General features: G+C 60.4%; 18 protein-coding genes. 10 read left to right on the forward strand and 8 right to left on the reverse strand.

Annotated features, from left to right (window positions below):
- Nucleotides 1-44: 44 nt before the first annotated feature.
- Nucleotides 45-1547, reverse strand: coding sequence for a nucleobase:cation symporter-2 family protein (locus C9383_RS02440; RefSeq protein WP_090366109.1), 1503 nt, complete (start codon nt 1545-1547; stop codon nt 45-47).
- 158 nt (nt 1548-1705) lie between these two features.
- On the opposite strand from C9383_RS02440, the gene C9383_RS02445 reads away from it, so the two are divergent.
- On the forward strand, nt 1706-2539 hold the full coding sequence (locus C9383_RS02445) for a nucleoside-binding protein (protein ID WP_090366111.1): 834 nt from the start codon (nt 1706-1708) through the stop codon (nt 2537-2539).
- A gap of 15 nt (nt 2540-2554) precedes the next feature.
- On the opposite strand, the gene punC is transcribed toward C9383_RS02445, so the two are convergent.
- A complete protein-coding gene (punC, locus tag C9383_RS02450) occupies nt 2555-3739 on the reverse strand; it encodes a purine nucleoside transporter PunC (protein WP_090366113.1) in 1185 nt (394 codons plus the stop codon).
- Between the two features lie 122 nt (nt 3740-3861).
- Between punC and punR the strand changes: the two genes are divergently transcribed.
- Nucleotides 3862-4776, forward strand: a complete 915-nt coding sequence (punR, locus tag C9383_RS02455) for a DNA-binding transcriptional activator PunR (RefSeq protein WP_060753190.1) — start codon at nt 3862-3864, stop codon at nt 4774-4776.
- A 120-nt stretch (nt 4777-4896) separates the two neighbouring features.
- Here the strand turns inward: punR and C9383_RS02460 are convergent, their stop codons facing one another.
- Nucleotides 4897-6066: an aspartate aminotransferase family protein gene (locus C9383_RS02460; RefSeq protein WP_090366114.1), complete on the reverse strand. Its 1170-nt coding sequence runs from the start codon at nt 6064-6066 to the stop codon at nt 4897-4899.
- 103 nt (nt 6067-6169) lie between these two features.
- Between C9383_RS02460 and C9383_RS02465 the strand changes: the two genes are divergently transcribed.
- Entirely contained in the window at nt 6170-7075 is a 906-nt protein-coding gene (locus tag C9383_RS02465; protein ID WP_090366116.1) for a LysR family transcriptional regulator, read from the forward strand.
- On the opposite strand, the gene C9383_RS02470 is transcribed toward C9383_RS02465, so the two are convergent.
- Together C9383_RS02470 and fabV are read right to left on the reverse strand one after the other, a co-directional pair.
- Nucleotides 7072-7695 carry an HAD family hydrolase gene (locus C9383_RS02470; RefSeq protein ID WP_060753187.1) on the reverse strand — a complete coding sequence of 208 codons (624 nt, stop codon included), beginning with the start codon at nt 7693-7695 and terminating at the stop codon, nt 7072-7074. The two genes, C9383_RS02465 and C9383_RS02470, sit on opposite strands and share 4 nt — an antisense overlap.
- 146 nt (nt 7696-7841) lie before the next feature.
- Nucleotides 7842-9035, reverse strand: a complete 1194-nt coding sequence (gene fabV, locus C9383_RS02475) for an enoyl-ACP reductase FabV (protein WP_090366117.1) — start codon at nt 9033-9035, stop codon at nt 7842-7844.
- Nucleotides 9036-9298: 263 nt separating this feature from the next.
- Between fabV and C9383_RS02480 the strand changes: the two genes are divergently transcribed.
- The 5 genes from C9383_RS02480 (at nt 9299) to C9383_RS02500 (ending at nt 13030) form a co-directional block, all read left to right on the forward strand.
- Complete coding sequence (locus tag C9383_RS02480) at nt 9299-10123, forward strand: aspartyl/asparaginyl beta-hydroxylase domain-containing protein (RefSeq protein WP_060753185.1); 825 nt, start codon at nt 9299-9301, stop codon at nt 10121-10123.
- Between the two features lie 151 nt (nt 10124-10274).
- Entirely contained in the window at nt 10275-11648 is a 1374-nt protein-coding gene (ppnN, locus tag C9383_RS02485) for a nucleotide 5'-monophosphate nucleosidase PpnN (RefSeq protein ID WP_060753184.1), read from the forward strand.
- A gap of 287 nt (nt 11649-11935) precedes the next feature.
- Entirely contained in the window at nt 11936-12193 is a 258-nt protein-coding gene (locus C9383_RS02490; protein ID WP_060753183.1) for an AbrB/MazE/SpoVT family DNA-binding domain-containing protein, read from the forward strand.
- Nucleotides 12190-12585 (forward strand): type II toxin-antitoxin system VapC family toxin, encoded by a 396-nt coding sequence (locus C9383_RS02495; protein WP_060753182.1) that lies wholly within the window; start codon nt 12190-12192, stop codon nt 12583-12585. Before C9383_RS02490 ends, C9383_RS02495 begins: the two co-directional genes overlap by 4 nt.
- 100 nt (nt 12586-12685) lie before the next feature.
- Nucleotides 12686-13030, forward strand: a complete 345-nt coding sequence (locus C9383_RS02500; RefSeq protein ID WP_090372229.1) for a hypothetical protein — start codon at nt 12686-12688, stop codon at nt 13028-13030.
- Between the two features lie 7 nt (nt 13031-13037).
- Here C9383_RS02500 and C9383_RS02505 read toward each other — a convergent pair whose 3' ends face one another.
- Together C9383_RS02505 and C9383_RS02510 are read right to left on the reverse strand one after the other, a co-directional pair.
- A complete protein-coding gene (locus C9383_RS02505) occupies nt 13038-13367 on the reverse strand; it encodes a YXWGXW repeat-containing protein (RefSeq protein WP_090366119.1) in 330 nt (109 codons plus the stop codon).
- Nucleotides 13368-13495: 128 nt separating this feature from the next.
- Nucleotides 13496-14392 carry a LysR family transcriptional regulator gene (locus tag C9383_RS02510; protein WP_090366120.1) on the reverse strand — a complete coding sequence of 299 codons (897 nt, stop codon included), beginning with the start codon at nt 14390-14392 and terminating at the stop codon, nt 13496-13498.
- A gap of 50 nt (nt 14393-14442) precedes the next feature.
- Between C9383_RS02510 and C9383_RS02515 the strand changes: the two genes are divergently transcribed.
- Nucleotides 14443-15156, forward strand: a complete 714-nt coding sequence (locus tag C9383_RS02515) for an NADPH-dependent F420 reductase (RefSeq protein WP_268876214.1) — start codon at nt 14443-14445, stop codon at nt 15154-15156.
- Between the two features lie 66 nt (nt 15157-15222).
- Here C9383_RS02515 and mqo read toward each other — a convergent pair whose 3' ends face one another.
- Complete coding sequence (gene mqo / locus C9383_RS02520; protein WP_090366123.1) at nt 15223-16869, reverse strand: malate dehydrogenase (quinone); 1647 nt, start codon at nt 16867-16869, stop codon at nt 15223-15225.
- 484 nt (nt 16870-17353) lie between these two features.
- On the opposite strand from mqo, the gene C9383_RS02525 reads away from it, so the two are divergent.
- Nucleotides 17354-18541 carry an MFS transporter gene (locus C9383_RS02525; RefSeq protein WP_090366124.1) on the forward strand — a complete coding sequence of 396 codons (1188 nt, stop codon included), beginning with the start codon at nt 17354-17356 and terminating at the stop codon, nt 18539-18541.
- Nucleotides 18542-18561 lie beyond the last annotated feature (20 nt).

The following is an 18561-nucleotide window of genomic DNA, read 5'->3' on the forward strand; positions in this document are numbered from 1 at the left end:
GCTGACTGACACTCCGCATTCGCGAGCAAGCCCGCTCCCACATTTTAGACTTCGCTAGTCTCAGGTCTGGATGTTTTCCTGGCGGCATCGGGCACCAACGGAATCTCCTTCCCTTCAGCGTCAAACAACTTGCCGCCACTGAAGTAATCCCCATCGCGCAACGCCGCCACATCGTGGAAGCACAGACTGCGCTCCGTCCCCGCCACGAACACCGATTGCTGGTCCGAGTTACCGGCGGTGAAGTGGTTGAACGCCAGGTTCAACAAAATCGCCATGATCGCTGACGAACTGATCCCCGAATGGAAAATCGTCGCGAACCAGGCAGGAAAGTGATCGTAGAAACTCGGCGCGGCGATGGGGATCATGCCGAAGCCGATCGAAGTGGCGACGATGATCAGGTTCATGTTGTTGCGATAGTCGACCTTGGACAAGGTGCGAATACCACTGGCCGCCACGGTGCCGAACAGCACGATACCAGCGCCACCGAGTACCGAGGTCGGCACGGCTGCGATTACCCGCCCCATGAAGGGCAGCAAGCCGAGTACCACCAGGAATACCCCGCCCGTGGCCACCACAAAACGACTTTTCACACCGGTCACCGCCACCAGCCCGACATTCTGTGCGAACGCGCTCTGCGTGAAAGAGCCGAAAATCGGCGCGAACATGCTCGACAGCATGTCAGCCCGCAGGCCATTACCGAGACGCTTGGAATCGACTTTGGTATCGATGATCTCGCCCACGGCGAGGATATCCGCCGAGGTCTCCACCAACGTCACCATGACCACAATGCACATGGAGATGATCGCGGCCACATGGAAAGTCGGTACGCCGAAATGGAAAGGTGCCGGGAAACCGAACATCGGCCCCTGGGTCACCCCGGAAAAATCCGCCATGCCAAGCAATACCGCGATGACGGTGCCGATGACCATCGCCAGCAGGATCGACAGGCGCGAAATGGTCGCACTGCCGATCTTGCTCAGCAGCAGCACCAGAACCAGGGTCAGCGCGGCCAGGCCGATATTCGCCATGCTGCCGAAATCGGCTGCACGGCTACTGCCGCCCATGGCCCACCGCGCCGCAACGGGCATCAGGGTCAGGCCGATGGTGGTGATGACAATGCCCGTCACCAGCGGCGGGAAAAACTTGGTGATCCTTGAGAACACTGGAGTGATCAACAACCCGATAAACGACGCGGCCATCACCGCCCCGAGAATCGCCGGCACGCCACCGGCGCCATCACTGCCGACAATCGCCACCATCGTCGCCACGCCAGCGAACGACACACCCTGCACCAGCGGCAGCTGACAACCGAAAAACGGCAGGCCAAGGGTTTGCAACAAGGTCGCCAGACCACCGGCAAACAAGGATGCCGCGATCAGCAGACCGATATCTGCCGGGGATAACCCGGCTGCCTGACCGACGATCAACGGTACCGCGACAATGCCGCCGTACATGGTGAGCACGTGCTGCAGGCCGTAAGCCATGTTAGCAGCGACGCCGAGATTTTCATCTTCCGGCCGCTGCGATGACGCCTTCGGGATAGTCATGGTGAGGGGTTCTCTGTTTTTGTTGTGCGAGCACTGTATGCAATGTTAGGACTGGATGTCCATAGAGTTGTATACAATCAATCGAACAAGATACCCTCCAACGGCGTTACAAAAATAATCCGGCCGTCACGAGCCTGAACGCCACAGGACCTATAACAATGAAAAAAACACTGCAAGGCGCCACCGTTGCCCTCACCCTCCTCGGCGGCGGGGAGGCCGTGGCGTTGGAATGGATGAACAACAGCGTGGGATTTCGCTACGGTGAACACTTCACCAACCCGAACAACCCCGATGATTTCAGCAAGCGCATCTACAGCTTCACCCACGCCAGCGGCTACCAGTACGGCAGCAACTACCTGAATCTCGATGTGTTCCTTTCCGACAGCCGCGACCCACGCAAGGGTACCGACCAGGGTGGCAGTGAGGTGTATGCCGTCTACCGCCACCAGTTGTACGCTTCACGGGTATTCGACGTGCCGCTCGGCACCGGGTTGGTCAAGGACTACGCATTGACCCTGGGCTTTGACGCCAACCGCAACAACAACTTCGCCTCGGCCAGGAAGCGCGCGCTGGTGATCGGCCCGACCTTGAAATTCAACACCGTCGGCGTGCTGGACCTGAGCCTGATGTACTACAAGGAAAGGAACCACACCGGCATCCCCGGCGCGAAAGAGTCCAATCACACCTTCGACGATACCTACATGCTCAACCTTGCGTGGATGCGCCCGTTTGAAGTCGCCAGCCACGCGGCCAAATTCCAGGGTTTCATCAATTACGTCGGGGAAAAAGGCAAGGACTACCACGGCCGCGACACCGCCCCGGAAGCCTTGATGCGCACGGCACTGATGGTGGCGGTGCGGCCAGGCAAAAGCGTCAAGCCAAACCTGTATCTCGGGGTGGGCTACGAGTACTGGTACAACAAATTCGGCGTAGACGGCGGCCGGGGTAGCCGCACATCCACGCCGACGCTGAATATGGAAGTGACGTTCTAACGGAAGGAACCCAGCTCAAGCACTGGCCAATTCCGAATCATCCGTCTTGCGCCGCGCCAGCCAGTAACCCAACACCGCCAGCGGTGCGGTCGCCAGCATCACGATCACGGTAATCAGCAGCGGCTGTTCAAGCATCGACGAGACCAGCAGGCTGCTGAGAAAGCACAGCCCCAATTGCAGGGTGTTTTGCAGGGCTGCCGCCTTGCCGGAATTTTCCGCAAACGGCATCAGCGCATTCGCCACCACGATGGGGTAACTGGCACCGTTGACCAGCGCCATCAGGCAGAACGGAATCAACAGCGTGGTGAGGGTCGGCACCGTCAACGTAGCAACCAGGTACAACGCCGCCATGCTGATGCAATAGGCCAGCAGCAACCAGGGCAGCAGGGTTTTGCCCTGGTAACGCTGCAGTGCACTGCGGCAGCTGTAGCCACCGATCAGAAACGCCAAGGTCGGCAGCACATAGCTCAGGCCAATGTCATTCGGGCTATAGCCCATGCCGCCAAGGATGAAGGGGGAAGCGGTCAGCCAGGCGAAGAAACTGGCGGAACACGCGGCGAAGATCATCACGTTGCCGGTGAACACACGGGAGGTCAGCAGGTGGCCGTAGCCAAGGCGTGAAGGCTCACCCTGCCCTGTCTGACGTGTCGGCATCTTGCGCAGGAACAGCGTCGGCAGCAGCAACAACAGCGACACCCCCAGCAAGACCCCGAAGATCGCCTGCCAGCCAAAGTGATTCAGCACCACGGCCCCCAACAACGGCGCCAGGGCCGGCGACAGCGACATCAGCGGCATGATGCTGGCGAACACACGGTGAGCTTGGTCAGCCGGATAGCGGTCGATCACCAGGGCCTGCCAACTCACGGCGGCGGAACACACGCCAATCGCCTGGATAAAGCGTAATGCCAGCAACTGCGGCGCGGTCTCGACCCAGAACATGCCCAGGCATCCCAACACAAACAGGCCAAGGCCCGTGAGCAGGATGGGCTTGCGCCCCAGGCGGTCAGACAACGGTCCCCACAGCAATTGCCCCACGGCAAAACCGGCGAGGAAAATACTCAAGCTGGCGCCCACGGCCCCCGCACCAATCTGCAACTGCTCGCCCATTGCGCCGAATGCCGGCAAGTACATGTCCATGGCGAGATAACCGAGCATGCTCAGCCCCGCCAGATACCCAGTAAAACCCAACGAATTTTTCATCGAAACCTTTAAGAACTTGCCATCAAACTATTTGTTGACCGGCACCCATTATGAAGCTGACAGTTTTGCTGTGAAGCGATAATAATTGGATACTTATATCAATATTTTTGAAGGCAATTCCTATGTGGTCCGAATACTCGCTGGATGTCGTCGATGCCGTGGCACGCCATGGCAGCTTCAGCGCCGCTGCCCAGGAATTGCACCGCGTACCGTCGGCCATCAGCTATACGGTACGTCAGATTGAAGAGTGGCTGGCGGTGCCGCTGTTTGTGCGACGCCATCGCGATGTCGAACTGACCCCGGCCGGTCGGCTGTTCATCGACGAAGCTCGCGGTGTGATGAAAAAAATGCTCGGCACGCGGCGTTTGTGCCAGCAAGTGGCGAATGGCTGGAGCGGCCAGTTGAAAGTCGCCGTGGACTCCATTGTCAAACCCCAGCGCTGCCGTCAGTTGGTGTTGGACTTCTACCGGCAGTTTCCCGAAGTGGAATTGCTGTTGGAGTACGAAGTGTATAACGGCGTGTGGGACGCCCTGGCCGATGAACGCACCGACATTGTGATCGGCGCCACCAGTGCGGTGCCGGTGGCCAGCCACTTCACCTTTCGCGACATGGGCTTGTTGAACTGGTTGTGCGTGGCCAGCGCCAGGCACCCGTTGGCGGCGGTTGAGGGCTTGCTCAGTGACGATCAATTGCGCCCGTTCGCCTCGTTGTGCATGACCGACACTTCGCGCAACCTGCCCAAGCGCGACACCTGGACCCTGGATAACCAACGGCGCCTGGTGGTCCCCAACTGGGCCTCGGCGCTCGATTGCCTGCGTGACGGCCTGTGCGTCGGCATGGCGCCGGCGCATCAGGTATTGCCGTGGATCGAACGCGGCGAGCTGGTCGCGCTGCAATTGCACCGACCGTTCCCGGCCAGCCCATCGTGCGTGGCCTGGGCCCAGAACAAACTGTCGCCGGCCATGGCGTGGCTGCTGGAGTACCTGGGCGATACCGAGACCCTGAACCAGGAGTGGCTCAACGGGCACGACCTTTGAAGAGGGCGACGGTCCCCTGTGGGAGGGGGCTTGCTCCCGATAGCAGTGCTTCAGTCGACACACAAGCTGAATGACCCACCGCTATCGGGAGCAAGCCCCCTCCCACAGGCCGATGGTATTTCAAGCCAACAGGCGGCTGATCGCCCGCACGATCATATCGACCTCCTTGCCCTCCAGGGTCAATGGCGGCAACAGACGGATAATCTTGCCCCGCGTCACGTTGATCAACAGCCCATGTTCCTGGGCGGCGCGCTGGGCCAGGTCGCGATAAGGGCGGGCCAGCTCGATGCCGATCATCAAGCCCTGCCCACGAATGGCCAGCACCTGCGGATGCTCGCTCAACTCCACCCGCAGCCGCGCCAACAAGCGTTCGCCCTGTTGCGCGGCATTCTGCAGCAAGCCTTGCTCTTCAATAATATCCAGCACGGTGCAGCCCACACGGCAGGCCAACGGGTTCCCCCCAAAGGTACTGCCATGGCTGCCCGGGGTGAACAACTGAGCCACGGCGGCACGCGCCAGGCAGGCACCGATGGGCACGCCGTTGCCCAGGCCTTTGGCCAGGGTCATCACGTCCGGGGTAATGCCTTCATGCTGGAAGGCAAACCAGGTGCCAGTACGGCCGATGCCGGTCTGGATTTCATCGAGCATCATCAGCCAGCCGTGGCGCGTGCAGTGCTCACGCAGGGCTTTCAGGTAGCCGCGCGGGGCAGGCATTACGCCGCTTTCGCCCTGGATCGGCTCCAGCAACACGGCCGAGATACGTGGGCCGAACTGTTGAGTAAGCGCTTCCAGGGCCGCCATGTCGCCAAAGCCCACTTTGAGAAAATCCCCCGGCAAGCGCTGGAAACCCAAGCGCACCGACGGCCCATCGCTGGCCGCCATGGTGCCGAGGGTACGCCCATGAAAGGCGTTTTCCATCACCACCACCAACGGCTGCTCTATGCCCTTTTTCCAGCCATGCAGCCGCGCCAGCTTCAGCGCCGTCTCGTTGGCTTCGGCGCCGGAGTTGTTGAAGAATGCACGGTCCAGGCCGGACAACTCGGCCAGGCGCCGAGCCAGCTGTTGTTGCCAGTCGATGCTGTAGAGGTTGGAGGTGTGCAGCAACAAACCGGCTTGTTCACGGATGGCCGTCACCAGTTTCGGGTGGGAGTGCCCGACATTGGTCACCGCCACACCGGCCACCGCATCCAGGTATTCACGGCCCTGCTGGTCCCACAGGCGCGTGCCCAGGCCACGTGTGAAACTCAGGGCCAAGGGTTGGTAAGTGTCCATCAGGCAGGCGGCGGTCATGGTGGCAGGCTCCAGTGCATCGTTGTGATGGATGCAGTATCGTTAGCCACTCATGCTGGATAAACTGTGCAATCGTGCAAGGACTTTAAATCAGGGCTTTATAATGGATCTGTTCCAGGCAATGTCGGTGTATGTGAAGGTGGTGGAGGCCGGCAGCATGACCGCCGCCGCCCACGCCTGCGGCATGTCGACCACCATGGTCGGCAACCACTTGCGTGCCCTGGAACAAAGGCTGGGGGTCAGCCTGCTCAAACGCACCACGCGCAAACAGAGCCTTACGGAGTTCGGCGGGCAGTACTACCAGCGTTGCCTGGAAGTGCTCGGGCTGGTGGCTGACTCGGAGCAGTGGGCGGAACAAGCCCATAGCGACGTCCCCAAAGGCACCTTGCGCATCACCGCCCCCCCGGTGTTCGGCACCGAACGACTGTCGCCGGCCTTGAGCGAGTTTTCCCAACGCTACCCGCTGATCAACCTGTACGTGGTCTTGAACAATCAACGGATGGACTTGGTCGACAGCGGCTTCGACGTGGCGATTCGCCTGGGCGAGCTGGAACCCTCAAGCCTGATCGCCAGGCCCATGCGCGACTACACCCTGACCCTCTGTGCCTCACCCATTTACCTGGCGCGACGCGGTACGCCGCAGGTGCCCGAGGACCTGCGACAGCACGATTGCCTGGCATTCGCCTACCCCTCGACCGACGACTGGCGCAATGCCGACAAGCTATGGCGCATGACCGGCCAGGAAGGCGAAGTGGAAGTTGCCGTGTCCGGCTCGCTGACGATCAACAGCTCCCAAGGCCTGCACCAGGCGGCGGTCCAGGGCATGGGCATCGTGATGCTGCCTGATGCCCTCGTACAACCCGACCTGCAGGCCGGAAAACTGGTGGCTCTGTTGACCGACTATCAACTGCCCTGCCGCCCCATGCACCTGCTTTACCGCCAAGATCGCTATCGTTTGCCCAAACTGCGCGCGTTCGTCGACTTCGTCATGGAAAAGTGGGCGCGCTAGAACGCCACACCCAACTCACGCAGACGCGCAGCCGTGCGCTCGGCCGACACGTGGTGAATACCCTGCCAGCCGAGTGCAACAGCCGCTTGGGCATTGCCGGCGACATCATCGATAAACACCACTTCGCCTGGCTGGATATCCGGCAGATGCGCACGCACCTGGTCCAGGCTGGCGTGATAGATCGCCGCATCCGGCTTGATCTGCTTCAACTCGCCTGACACCACGATGTCGCGAAAACGTTGCAGGAACGGGTAGTTGGCGCGCGCATACGGGAAGGTTTCGGCGGACCAGTTGGTAAGCCCGAACAACGGCATGCCGGCTGCATGCAGCGCTTCGAGAATCGCCACGCCTTCCGGCAGCGGGCCGCGCAACATCTCGTGCCAGCGATCGTAGTAGGCCTGGATCAGGGGTTCATGTTGAGGGTATTGGCTGATCAGGCTGCGGGTGCCCTCCGCCAGGGTACGACCGGCGTCTTGCTCGGTGTTCCAGGCTTGGGTGCAGATGTTGTCGAGAAACCATTGCCGTTCTTGATCGTCGGCAATCAGCTTGCGGTACAGATGCAGCGGGCTCCAGTCGAACAGGACACCGCCAAAATCAAAAACGACTGCACGAATCGTCATCAGATCCTCCGTTAGCGTGGCTTGATAGCCGTAGGAGTCTGGCAGATTGTGAGCAAGGGTGGGAGCGCGAGGGAAGGTAGGAAACTTCCAATTTCAGACAAGGAAAAGCGGGAGGGGTACGCCCCCTCCCACTTTCAGGCTGCGTCTCAGGCTTGAATCAGGCCATTGATCTTCACAGTCGGGTTCACGTCGGCTTCGTAATCCACGCCGTCGATTTCAAAGCCGAACAAGCGCAGGAATTCCGCCTTGTAGCCGGCAAAATCGCTGATCTCGTTGACGTTTTCATCAGTGACCTGGTTCCACAGGGCCGCCACGGCGTCCTGGACTTTCGGTTCCAGCTCAGCCAGGTCGGCACGCAGGCGGCCGTCGGCGTCCAGCTTAGGCTCTTTGCCGTACAGGCTGTCCTTGAACAGGCCATAGACCTGCTCGATGCACCCTTCATGAGTGCCCTGCTCTTTCATCACTTTGAACAGCAGCGACAGGTACAGCGGCATGATCGGGATGGCCGAGCTGGCCTGGGTGACCACGGCTTTGAGTACCGACACACGGGCGTCGCCCTTCAGCGCAGCGAGGTTGTCACGCAGGGTCAGGACTTTTTTGTCCAGGTCTTTCTTGGCTTCGCCGATAGAGCCGTTCCAGTAGATGTCCTGGGTCAGCTTCTCACCGAGGTAAGTGAAGGCCGTGGTCTTGGCGCCTTCGGCCAGCACATCGGCGTCACGCAGGGCGTCGATCCACAGCTGCCAGTCTTCGCCGCCCATGACTTTCACGGTGCCGTCGATTTCTTCCTGAGTGGCAGGCTCAAGGGTGGTGTCGACGACAACGCCTTTGTCGGTGTTGATCCCGCGCAGGGTCACTGCCTTGCCGATTGGCTTGAGGGTGGAGTTGTGCACCACGCCTTGCGGGTCGGTACGGCGTGGCGCGGCCAGGCTGTAGACCACCAGGTCGATCTTGCCCAGGTCTTTCTTGATGGTTTCGATGGTCAGGCGCTTGATCTCGTCGGAGAACGCGTCGCCGTTGATGCTTTTGGCGTACAGGCCTTTTTCGACGGCAAACTTCTCGAACGCGGCGCTGTTGTACCAGCCGGCGGAGCTCAGCTTGCCTTCTTCGCCTTCTTTCTCAAAAAACACGCCCAGGGTGTCGGCGCCGCAACCAAACGCAGCACTGATACGCGCGGCCAGGCCGTAACCGGTGGAGGAGCCGAGGACCAGCACCTTTTTGGGGCCGCCTTCAATGGCGCCGTGCTGGGTTACGTAGTCGATCTGCTCTTTGACGTTCGCTTCACAGCCAACAGGATGAGCGGTCACACAGATAAAGCCACGAACCCGCGGTTTGATGATCATAAAAATTCTGCCTCTTCCAAGGTGCCGAAGGCCAATGGTGGCCATTCAACTTCAATCGTACCGGTCTATGACGTCCGAAAAACCGAAGCGTCACGATAGACGCAAATCTTCTGTTCTCAAAATTCAATGCATAAAGGCCAGCGCACTTGTAAAAAAATGTACCGGGGCTTCACAAATTCGCAATATTTAAACCGCCAGGCGCCGCTATAAAGTCCTATCATGACGGATTGTTTCGTTTTGTTTCGGGTCCGGAGCCATGTTTCATGAGTAAAAGTGCTGTTCGCAAAAAGCTGGTATCAGTTGCCTGGGTGCTTGGCGTTCTGCTGTTTATCTACTGTTTCCCGCGCACCAGCCTGGTGTTTCTGCTGCTGGTGGTGTTCTGCGGCCTGTACGATTTCCTGCGCAACGGCCTGTATGATCGCGACACCATCAAGAAGTATTTCATCGGCAACGGCCGCAATACATGGATATTGGCTCCGTTCAACACCTTGTTCGACCTGTTGAGCAGCCGCAACCGCCACGTCTACACCATGCGCGACCTGCCGCCGGCCTGGCGTGAGGACCTGCAACAGGTGATCGATGACGCCATGGCCAACAAGGATGAAATCATCAGCTACCTGGATGAGCGCATGGCCGAGAAGAAACGCGGCATGTTGTTCTTCCAATGGTACGGCCGACCGATCGAAACCACCCTGGATATCCCGCAGTTGCGCAAGAAACTGCCATTTGTGAAGACCATCGGCGTCTCGGTATTCAACGAGAACCGCTCGACCTCCTTCCACTTCGGCCCCCTGCGCATGATGTTCCGCGTGCTCTACAACATGGCACCGGCACCGCACCATGAAGGCGTCTACATCCAGGTGGGCAAGCACAAGCACTACTGGCACGACGACCCGCTGTTTATTTTCGATGACACGCTGATGCATGCGTCCTTCAACAAAAACGATGCAAAACGCTACTGCCTGTTCATCGACATCGTGCGGCCGACCCCGCTGCCGGGCGTGCTCAACGCCGTGATCTCGGGCTTTGCCGGCCTGGTCTTCACCCTGCGTCGGGTTTTCTACAAAAACTGGAAGCTGATTCAGTAAGTTCTGCGGCATGATGGTGCCGGACGGTGTTTGCGCCCAGCCTGTGAGGCGGCCAGAATAACCGTCCAGTGCGACCGAATTCGGGCGCCCACCATTCTCAGGCCATCGCCGCTCCCGTGGCAGGCGATGGCTGTGCTTTCAAGGAATCAGAATGCCCCAACGTCAAGTCATCAATGCCTCCGTCAGCCCCAAGGGCAGCCTCGAAACCCTGTCCCAACGTGAAGTGCAACAACTGAGTGAAGCCGGCACCGGCAGCATCTACACCCTGTTCCGCCAATGCGCCCTGGCCATCCTCAACACCGGCGCGCATATCGACAACGCCAAGACCATCCTCGACGCCTACAAAGACTTTGAAGTGCGCATCCACCAGCAGGATCGCGGCGTGCGCCTGGAGCTGCTGAATGCCCCGGCCGACGCGTTCGTTGATGGCGAAATGATCGCGAGCACCCGTGAGATGCTGTTCAGCGCCCTGCGTGACATCATCTACACCGAGAACGAGCTGGACAGCCAGCGCATCGACCTGAGCAACTCCCAAGGCATCACCGACTACGTGTTCCACCTGCTACGCAACGCCCGTACGCTGCGCGCCGGGGTCGAACCGAAGATCGTGGTGTGCTGGGGCGGCCACTCCATCAACACCGAAGAATACAAATACACCAAGAAAGTCGGACACGAACTGGGCCTGCGCAGCCTTGACGTGTGCACCGGCTGCGGCCCGGGCGTAATGAAAGGCCCGATGAAAGGCGCGACCATTTCCCACGCCAAGCAACGCATCATCAACGGCCGTTACCTGGGCTTGACCGAGCCCGGCATCATCGCCGCCGAAGCGCCGAACCCGATCGTCAACGAGCTGGTGATCCTGCCGGACATCGAAAAACGCCTGGAAGCCTTCGTGCGCGTCGGCCACGGCATCATCATCTTCCCGGGCGGCGCCGGTACGGCCGAAGAGTTCCTGTACCTGCTGGGCATCCTGATGCACCCGGACAACCAGGACCTGCCCTTCCCGGTGATCCTCACCGGGCCGAAACACGCCGCGCCCTACCTGGAACAATTGCACGCGTTCGTCGGTGCCACCCTCGGCGAGGCGGCGCAGAAGCACTACCAGATCATCATCGACAACCCAGCCGAAGTGGCACGGCAGATGACCGCCGGCCTCAAGGCTGTGAAGCAGTTCCGCCGCGAACGCAACGACGCGTTCCACTTCAACTGGCTGCTGAAGATCGACGAAGGCTTCCAGCGCCCGTTCGACCCGACCCACGCCAACATGGCCAGCCTGCAACTAAGCCACGCGCTGCCGCCGCATGAACTGGCCGCCAACCTGCGCCGCGCGTTTTCCGGGATCGTGGCCGGCAACGTCAAGGACAAAGGCATCCGCCTGATCGAACAGAACGGCCCTTACGAGATCCATGGTGACCCGGCCATCATGAAACCGCTGGATGAGCTGTTGAAGGCATTCGTAGCCCAACACCGCATGAAACTACCGGGTGGCGCGGCGTATGTGCCGTGTTATCGCGTGGTTCAATAAAAAGCTGGCTGAGTAATCCGCGCAGCATCGCCACACCCTTGATTTCCACCCGCGGGCCGGGGTGCGCCAGTTCGGCCACCCCGGCCGTGGTCCAGGGCGCAATGCCCGCGTGGGAAAAGGCGGTCGGTCATATGCTGTATCTCTTTGCAGGCGTTTTCGGGCATATCGACCGAATAAATCGGGCTATGGTTTTTTAACTGTCCCGATCAACTCACACCAGCAGAGCACCTATGGACCAACGGATCTTGTCCTCCATAATTCCTTACCCTAAGGTAAGGAGCATAACGATGGAGATATTCAATATGGCAACCGCCACACTGACCTCAAAAGGGCAAATCACCATTCCGGTCCAGGTCAGAACAGCCCTGGGCCTGGAAACCGGAGACCGCGTAGAGTTCGTCGAAATGGAAGACGGCCGGTTTTCCATCATTGCCGCCAGCAAAACCGTACACGACCTCAAGGGTCTGGTCCGCAAACCTGCCAAGGCGGTCTCGATCGAAGAAATGAACCGCGCCATCGCCACGCAAGGAGCAAAAGCCGGATGATCGGCCTGGATACCAATGTGCTGGTGCGCTACGTCACCCAGGATGACCCCGCGCAATCCCCCAAGGCGTGCGAGTTGATCGAATCGCTCACCACGCTTTCGCCAGGCTTTGTCGGCCTGGTGTCAGTAGTGGAATTGGTGTGGGTTTTACAAAGCTGCTACCAATGCACCAAAAGTGAATTGGTGACGGTTCTGGAGACGCTGTTGCGCACCCGCGAATTGATCATCGAACAGGCGGAAATCGTTTGGCAGGCACTGCGGCGATTCATCGCGAGCAAGGCCGATTTTGCCGACTGCCTGATCGAGCGCTGCGCCCATTCGGCAGGGTGTGAATACACCGCTACATTTGATCTGGATGCAGCCAAGGCCACCGGGATGAAACGCCTGAACTGAGCCATCGCGTTGCGGTAGCGCCCAGGCTTTGGTAAAACCGCAGTCAGACCTGATCAAGAGAAACACTCACGTGCGCAAGCTGCTTTTCGCAATCTTGAGCATGGCCCCAGCACTGGCCATTGCCGACAGCATCACCTGGCCCGATCTGCCGCAAAGCTGTTTCGTCAGCGGCCGCTCTGCCACCAGCGTAGATGTCGATACGGGCTGTGCGGCCTTCCTGATCAACGTGAAAGGCAAGGCGGCGGGTACGCCGATCAAACTGGATATCCCGCAGTACGCCTTGCACATCGACGAGGCCACCGGCAAGGAAACGCCGGTGATCATCATCCAGGCCGAAGAAAACGGCGACATCAAGGCCGTGGGCTATCGGGAGCTGGGCACCGAGCAACTCGGCGCCGCATTGCTGCGTGAGGTTCGGCTTCTAGGCACCCAGAAGCCGAGCTAGCCAAGGCTTAGCGAACCCAGCCGCCACCCTGCCAGTGGTAGCCGTCACTACGTTGCACCCAGTGCGGATGCACATAGCGGTAGCCTTCGCGAACCGGCTCCCAGTGGCCATGCACCGCCACGTAACGCCCGCCCTGCCAACGCCAGTAACCGCGCGACCAGACATAGCCGTAACGTGCCGGCGGCTCGACCTCGATCACTTGAACTGGCGGCGGTTGCGGCGCAACGACCTCGACATACTCACGTTGTACCGGCCCGCGCTCATGCACCACACGCTCTTGCACACACCCGGACGCCGCGACGACGACTGCCGCCAATGCCGCATAACGTAGCAACATAAAAAATCCTCGGGCGTTATCGCCCCACAAACACGCTGAAAATTCCCCCTTCCTGCAGCCTCGCTCCTGCTTGGCTCTGAGTTCTTTTTAACAGGTAGTGTCTGTCGGCGGGCTGAACGGCGGGCGCCTTAAGGCGCGCCAAAACGTTGCACCACGGCTTCGACAAAACGCCGTAGCTTGGCCGTGCGCTGCCGGTTTGCGGTGTAGACCAGGTGCATCGGGCGACTCGGTGCGTCGAAGGCCGGCAATACACGCACCAACTCGCCTCTGGCCAGCGCCGTACGCAAGAAATCCTCGGGGCCCAGGACAATACCAAAACCATCCAGCGCAGCCGACATCAAGGCCCGGCTTTCATTGATCCGCAAGCGGCTGGAAACCGCCACCTCGTGAGTGGCCGCACCTTGGTGAAACAGCCATTTGCGATCTGCCGGGCGCGACCAGTAGGCGTAACCCAGGCATTCATGCTGCTCAAGGTCTGCCGGTATCAGCGGTGTACCGCGTGCCGCGAGGTAAGCCGGTGCCGCGCAGACCACCAAGCGATAAGGTGCCAAAGGCCTCGCCGTAAGGCTGGTGGTGGCCAGCGGGCCGATGCGAAAGGCAACCTCATAACCTTCCTCCACCAGGTCGACGAAACGGTCTGTCAGGTGCAGGTCGATTTCCACCTCCGGGTGATCACGCAGGAACGCCGTGATCAGTGGCATCAGGCTATAGGAGCCAAACGTTACCGGGGCGGTGATCCTCAGCTTGCCACGCGGCGTGTCGTTCATGATCTGCGCGAGCGAGTCGGCGGCGTCGGCTTCGGTGAGGATGTGCTTGCAACGCTCGTAGTACGCACTCCCCAGTTCCGTCAAGCTTTGCCGGCGTGTGGTGCGGTTAAGCAGGCGCGCCCCCAGGCGCTGTTCCAGCGCGGTGACATGCTTGGCGACCATTTGCGGCGACATATTCAAACGCTCGGCGGCACGTGCATAGGAGCCCGACTCGGCGGCCATGACAAAGGCGTGCATGCTTGAAAGACGGTCCATCATTGCCTACTCCCAGTAACAACATCGACACCAAAACGCTCATTTATCGACATTTGGTTGCCAATCATCATAACCGCTCCCCCGTTCACAGGAGCAAGGACATGAAGATTGGCGTAATAGGCGCAGGCTTTATCGGACGGGCCGTGGCCGAGTTGGCCCTGGCCGCCGGGCATGAGGTGATGTTGAGCAACTCCCGCGGCCCGCAAACCATGAGCAGCGTGCCCAGCGGTATTCCGGGCGTGCAGGTGGGCAGCGCGGAGGATGCCGCCCGATTTGGTGATGTGGTGCTGGTGGCCATCCCCCTGGAGCACTACCGCAGCGTCCCGGCACAATGGCTGGAGGGCAAGGTGGTGATGGACGCCAATAACTACTACCCGAACCGTGACGGGCATATCCCGGCGCTGGACCGCTTTGAAACCACCACCAGCCGGCTGCTCGCCGAGCACCTGCCGCACGCGCAGGTGGTGAAGGTGTTCAACGCGATATTTGCCCCCGACCTGACCCAGGACGCTCGCCCCCACGGTGCGTCGGACCGGCGTGCCCTGCCGGTGGCTGCGGACGATGCGGCCGCCAAGGCTCAGGTGATCAGCTTGCTCGACGAACTCGGCTTCGATGCCGTGGATGCCGGCGGGCTGGATGACAGTTGGCGCTTTGAACGGGGTAAACCCGCGTACTGCATCCCGCTGGATCAGGCGGGCCTGGAAGCCGCGCTGGCCAAGGCCGAACGTACCGTTGAACTGCCTGCCGTCGAACGCACCCGCCGGTAAACGCCCGTGCACAAAAAAGCCCGCTGACCGTCACCGGTTCAGCGGGCTGTTTACATCAGGCTTGGCTTACAGCGCCAGGTCGGATGCAGGCTTGCTCGGCTCAGCCGCAGGCTTGGCAGCCTCGGTGGCCTTTGGTGCGGCCAGTTGCGGGATGGCTGGCGGAGGGGTCAGTTGCAGGACGCCAGCCGTGTAGGCCCATTCCTTGGCAACCGCCTCAGGGCTGTCATTCAGCTTGGTACCGTAGCTCGGTACGATCTGATGCAGCTTGGCCTGCCACTCAGGGGTCGCCACCTTGTCCTTGAACACTTTCTGCAGCACGGTCAGCATGATCGGAGCCGCGGTGGACGCGCCTGGCGATGCACCCAACAGGCCGGCGATGGTGTTGTCTTCGGAGCTGACCACTTCGGTACCGAGTTTCAGGACGCCGCCCTGCTCTTCGTCACGCTTGATGATCTGCACGCGCTGGCCGGCTTGCCACAGGCGCCAGTCTTCTTTCTTGGCGTTCGGGAAGTACTCTTGCAGTGCCTTGAAGCGGTCGTCGTCCGACAGCATCAGTTGGCCGGCAAGGTACTCGACCAGTGGGTATTCACGAATACCGACTTTGGTCATTGGCCAGATGTTGTGGGTGGTGGTGCTGGTCAGCAGGTCCAGGTACGAGCCTTCCTTGAGGAACTTGGTCGAGAAGGTTGCAAATGGGCCAAACAGGATCACGCGCTTGCCATCCAGCACGCGGGTGTCCAGGTGCGGAACCGACATCGGCGGCGAACCTACCGAGGCTTTACCGTAAGCCTTGGCCAGGTGCTGCTCGGCCACGGCTGGGTTATCGGTCACCAGGAACGAGCCACCCACTGGGAAACCTGCGTATTCCTTGGCTTCAGGAATACCCGACTTCTGCAGCAGGTGCAGTGCGCCGCCACCGGCGCCGATGAACACGAACTTGGCGTCGGTTTCAGTCTTGGTGCCGTCTTTCAGGTTTTTGTAGCTCACACGCCACGAACCGTCGGCGTTCTTGGTGATGTCCTGCACTTCGCTCGACAGTTTCAGGTCGAACTTCGGCGTGGTTTGCAGGTGGGCAACGAACTGGCGGGTGATCTCGCCGAAGTTCATGTCGGTACCGATCGGAGACCAGGTGGCCGCGATTTTCTGGTTCGGGTCACGCCCTTCCATCATCAGCGGAACCCATTTGGCGATCTGCGCCGGGTCTTCGGAGTACTGCATGCCGGCGAACAACGGGCTCGCCTTCAGGGCTTCGTAGCGCTTCTTGAGGAACTTGATGTTGTCATCGCCCCACACAAAGCTCATGTGCGGTGTGGAGTTGATGAACGAACGTGGGTTCTTCAGCACGCCCTGCTGGACCTGCCAGGACCAGAACTGACGGGAAATCTGGAACGCTTCGTTGATCTCGATCGCTTTCGGGATCTCAACAACGCCGTCCTTGTTTTCCGGGGTGTAGTTCAGCTCAGCCAGGGCCGAGTGACCGGTACCGGCGTTGTTCCAGCCGTTGGAGCTTTCTTCGGCCACGCCATCAAGACGCTCGACCATCTCCATCGACCAGCCCGGCTCCAGCTCGTTGAGCCAGACACCCAGGGTCGCACTCATGATGCCGCCGCCGATCAGCAGCACATCGACTTTCTTTGCCTCTTCCGCTTGAACGGACGTGATCCCCATCGACAAAGCCAGCCCCAGCAGGGCAGTGTTTACTTTCTTAAACATCTGTAGCACCTATGATAAAACGCCATCCGCCCCGCCGCCCCTGATCCTGGGCAACCCTCGATCACGCTACGTCAGGCAACGTAACGCGGGGTTCGCACAATCACATGAGGACCGCAGGGTGGGCACACAAGGCCGATTGGATCGGCCTCACTGTTATGTCCCTTCTGCGCTGACTTCTTATCATTATTGGCTTCAGCTACCTGGGCGACAGCCAACCGCCGGGACGTATACGGGTGTACGCACCAGGGCAAGACTAGACCAAGACGGCGCGCAGAATATCACGCTGAACAGTGTTTATGCGTCGTTTGGCCAATTGACAGCTCTAAATCGCCGGTTTTGGCGCGCGCGTGTCAAGCCTGGCAGGCGCGACGTGGAGTCACAGGGTTGGAACGTTTACGCAAAAGGCTGTTCTAGACAGTTTCGCCGCCGCTTGCGTAGCATCGACGGCTCTCCTTCGTGCGTTCCATCCACACTAGAGTTACCCATGACTATCCAGCAAACACCCGGGCATGTGCTGCCCGCGCGTAGCGCCGCCAAAATGGAAGCGGCCATGGCCGTGGGCGCTTTCGCGATCGGCACCGGCGAATTCGCCATCATGGGCTTGATGCCCGATATCGCCCACAATTTGAATTTGAGTGAACCGCAAGTCGGCCACGCCATCAGCGCCTACGCCCTTGGCGTCATGGTCGGCGCCCCACTGCTGGCGATTCTCGGCGCCAAGTTGCTGCGCAAACACATGTTGCTGTTACTGATGGGCCTGTATGCCCTGGGCAACCTCGCCACCGCCTTCACCCCGACCTTCGGCTCGCTGGTGGCCTTCCGCTTTATCAGCGGCCTGCCCCACGGCGCCTACTTCGGGATTGCCGCCGTGGTCGCCTCCAGCATGGTGCCCAACGATAAACGCGCCGGCGCGGTCGCCCGCGTGATGATGGGCCTGACCCTGGCCATGCTGCTGGGCAACCCCATCGCCACCTTCCTCGGCCAGCACCTGGGTTGGCGCTCGGCGTTCGGGCTGGTCAGCGTGATTGCCTTGTGCACCATCGCACTGGTCTGGCAATTCGTGCCGCACCGCCACGATGAACAACGCAGCGACCCGCGCAAGGAGATGCGCGCGTTCACCAAACCGCAGGTGTGGATGGCGCTGTCGATTGGCGCCATCGGGTTTGCCGGGATGTTCTGCGTATTCAGCTACCTCGCCCCGACCATGCTCGAAGTGACCCGAGTGTCGCCACAGTGGATTCCGTTCGGGCTGGCAGCGTTTGGCGTGGGCGGGATCATCGGCAACATTGCCGGCGGCAAGCTGTTTGATCGCCTGCAGTTTCGTGCGGTGGGCTTGATATTGGTGTGGTCGATGGCCGTGTTGCTGTTCTTCCCCTTCGCGGCGGCGTCGCTGTGGAGCGTGCTGCTGAGCATGGGATTGGTCGGCACCATGGTGGCCTTGGCGGCACCACTGCAGATCCGCCTGATGGACATCGCCCACGAAGCCCCGAGCCTGGCGGCGGCGTCGAATCATGCCGCGTTCAACCTGGCGAACGCACTGGGGCCGTGGTTCGGCGGCATGGCAATCACGGCGGGTTATGGCTGGACGAGCACCGGCTACATCGGCGCGGCGACCGCGCTGGTCGGCCTGGGCCTCTACCTCATCGCCCGCCGCATGAAAGGCGGCCACTGAAACGCCAACGGTGGGAGGGG

This window comes from Pseudomonas palleroniana (assembly GCF_003031675.1).
In the GTDB taxonomy this organism is placed as follows: domain Bacteria; phylum Pseudomonadota; class Gammaproteobacteria; order Pseudomonadales; family Pseudomonadaceae; genus Aquipseudomonas; species Aquipseudomonas palleroniana.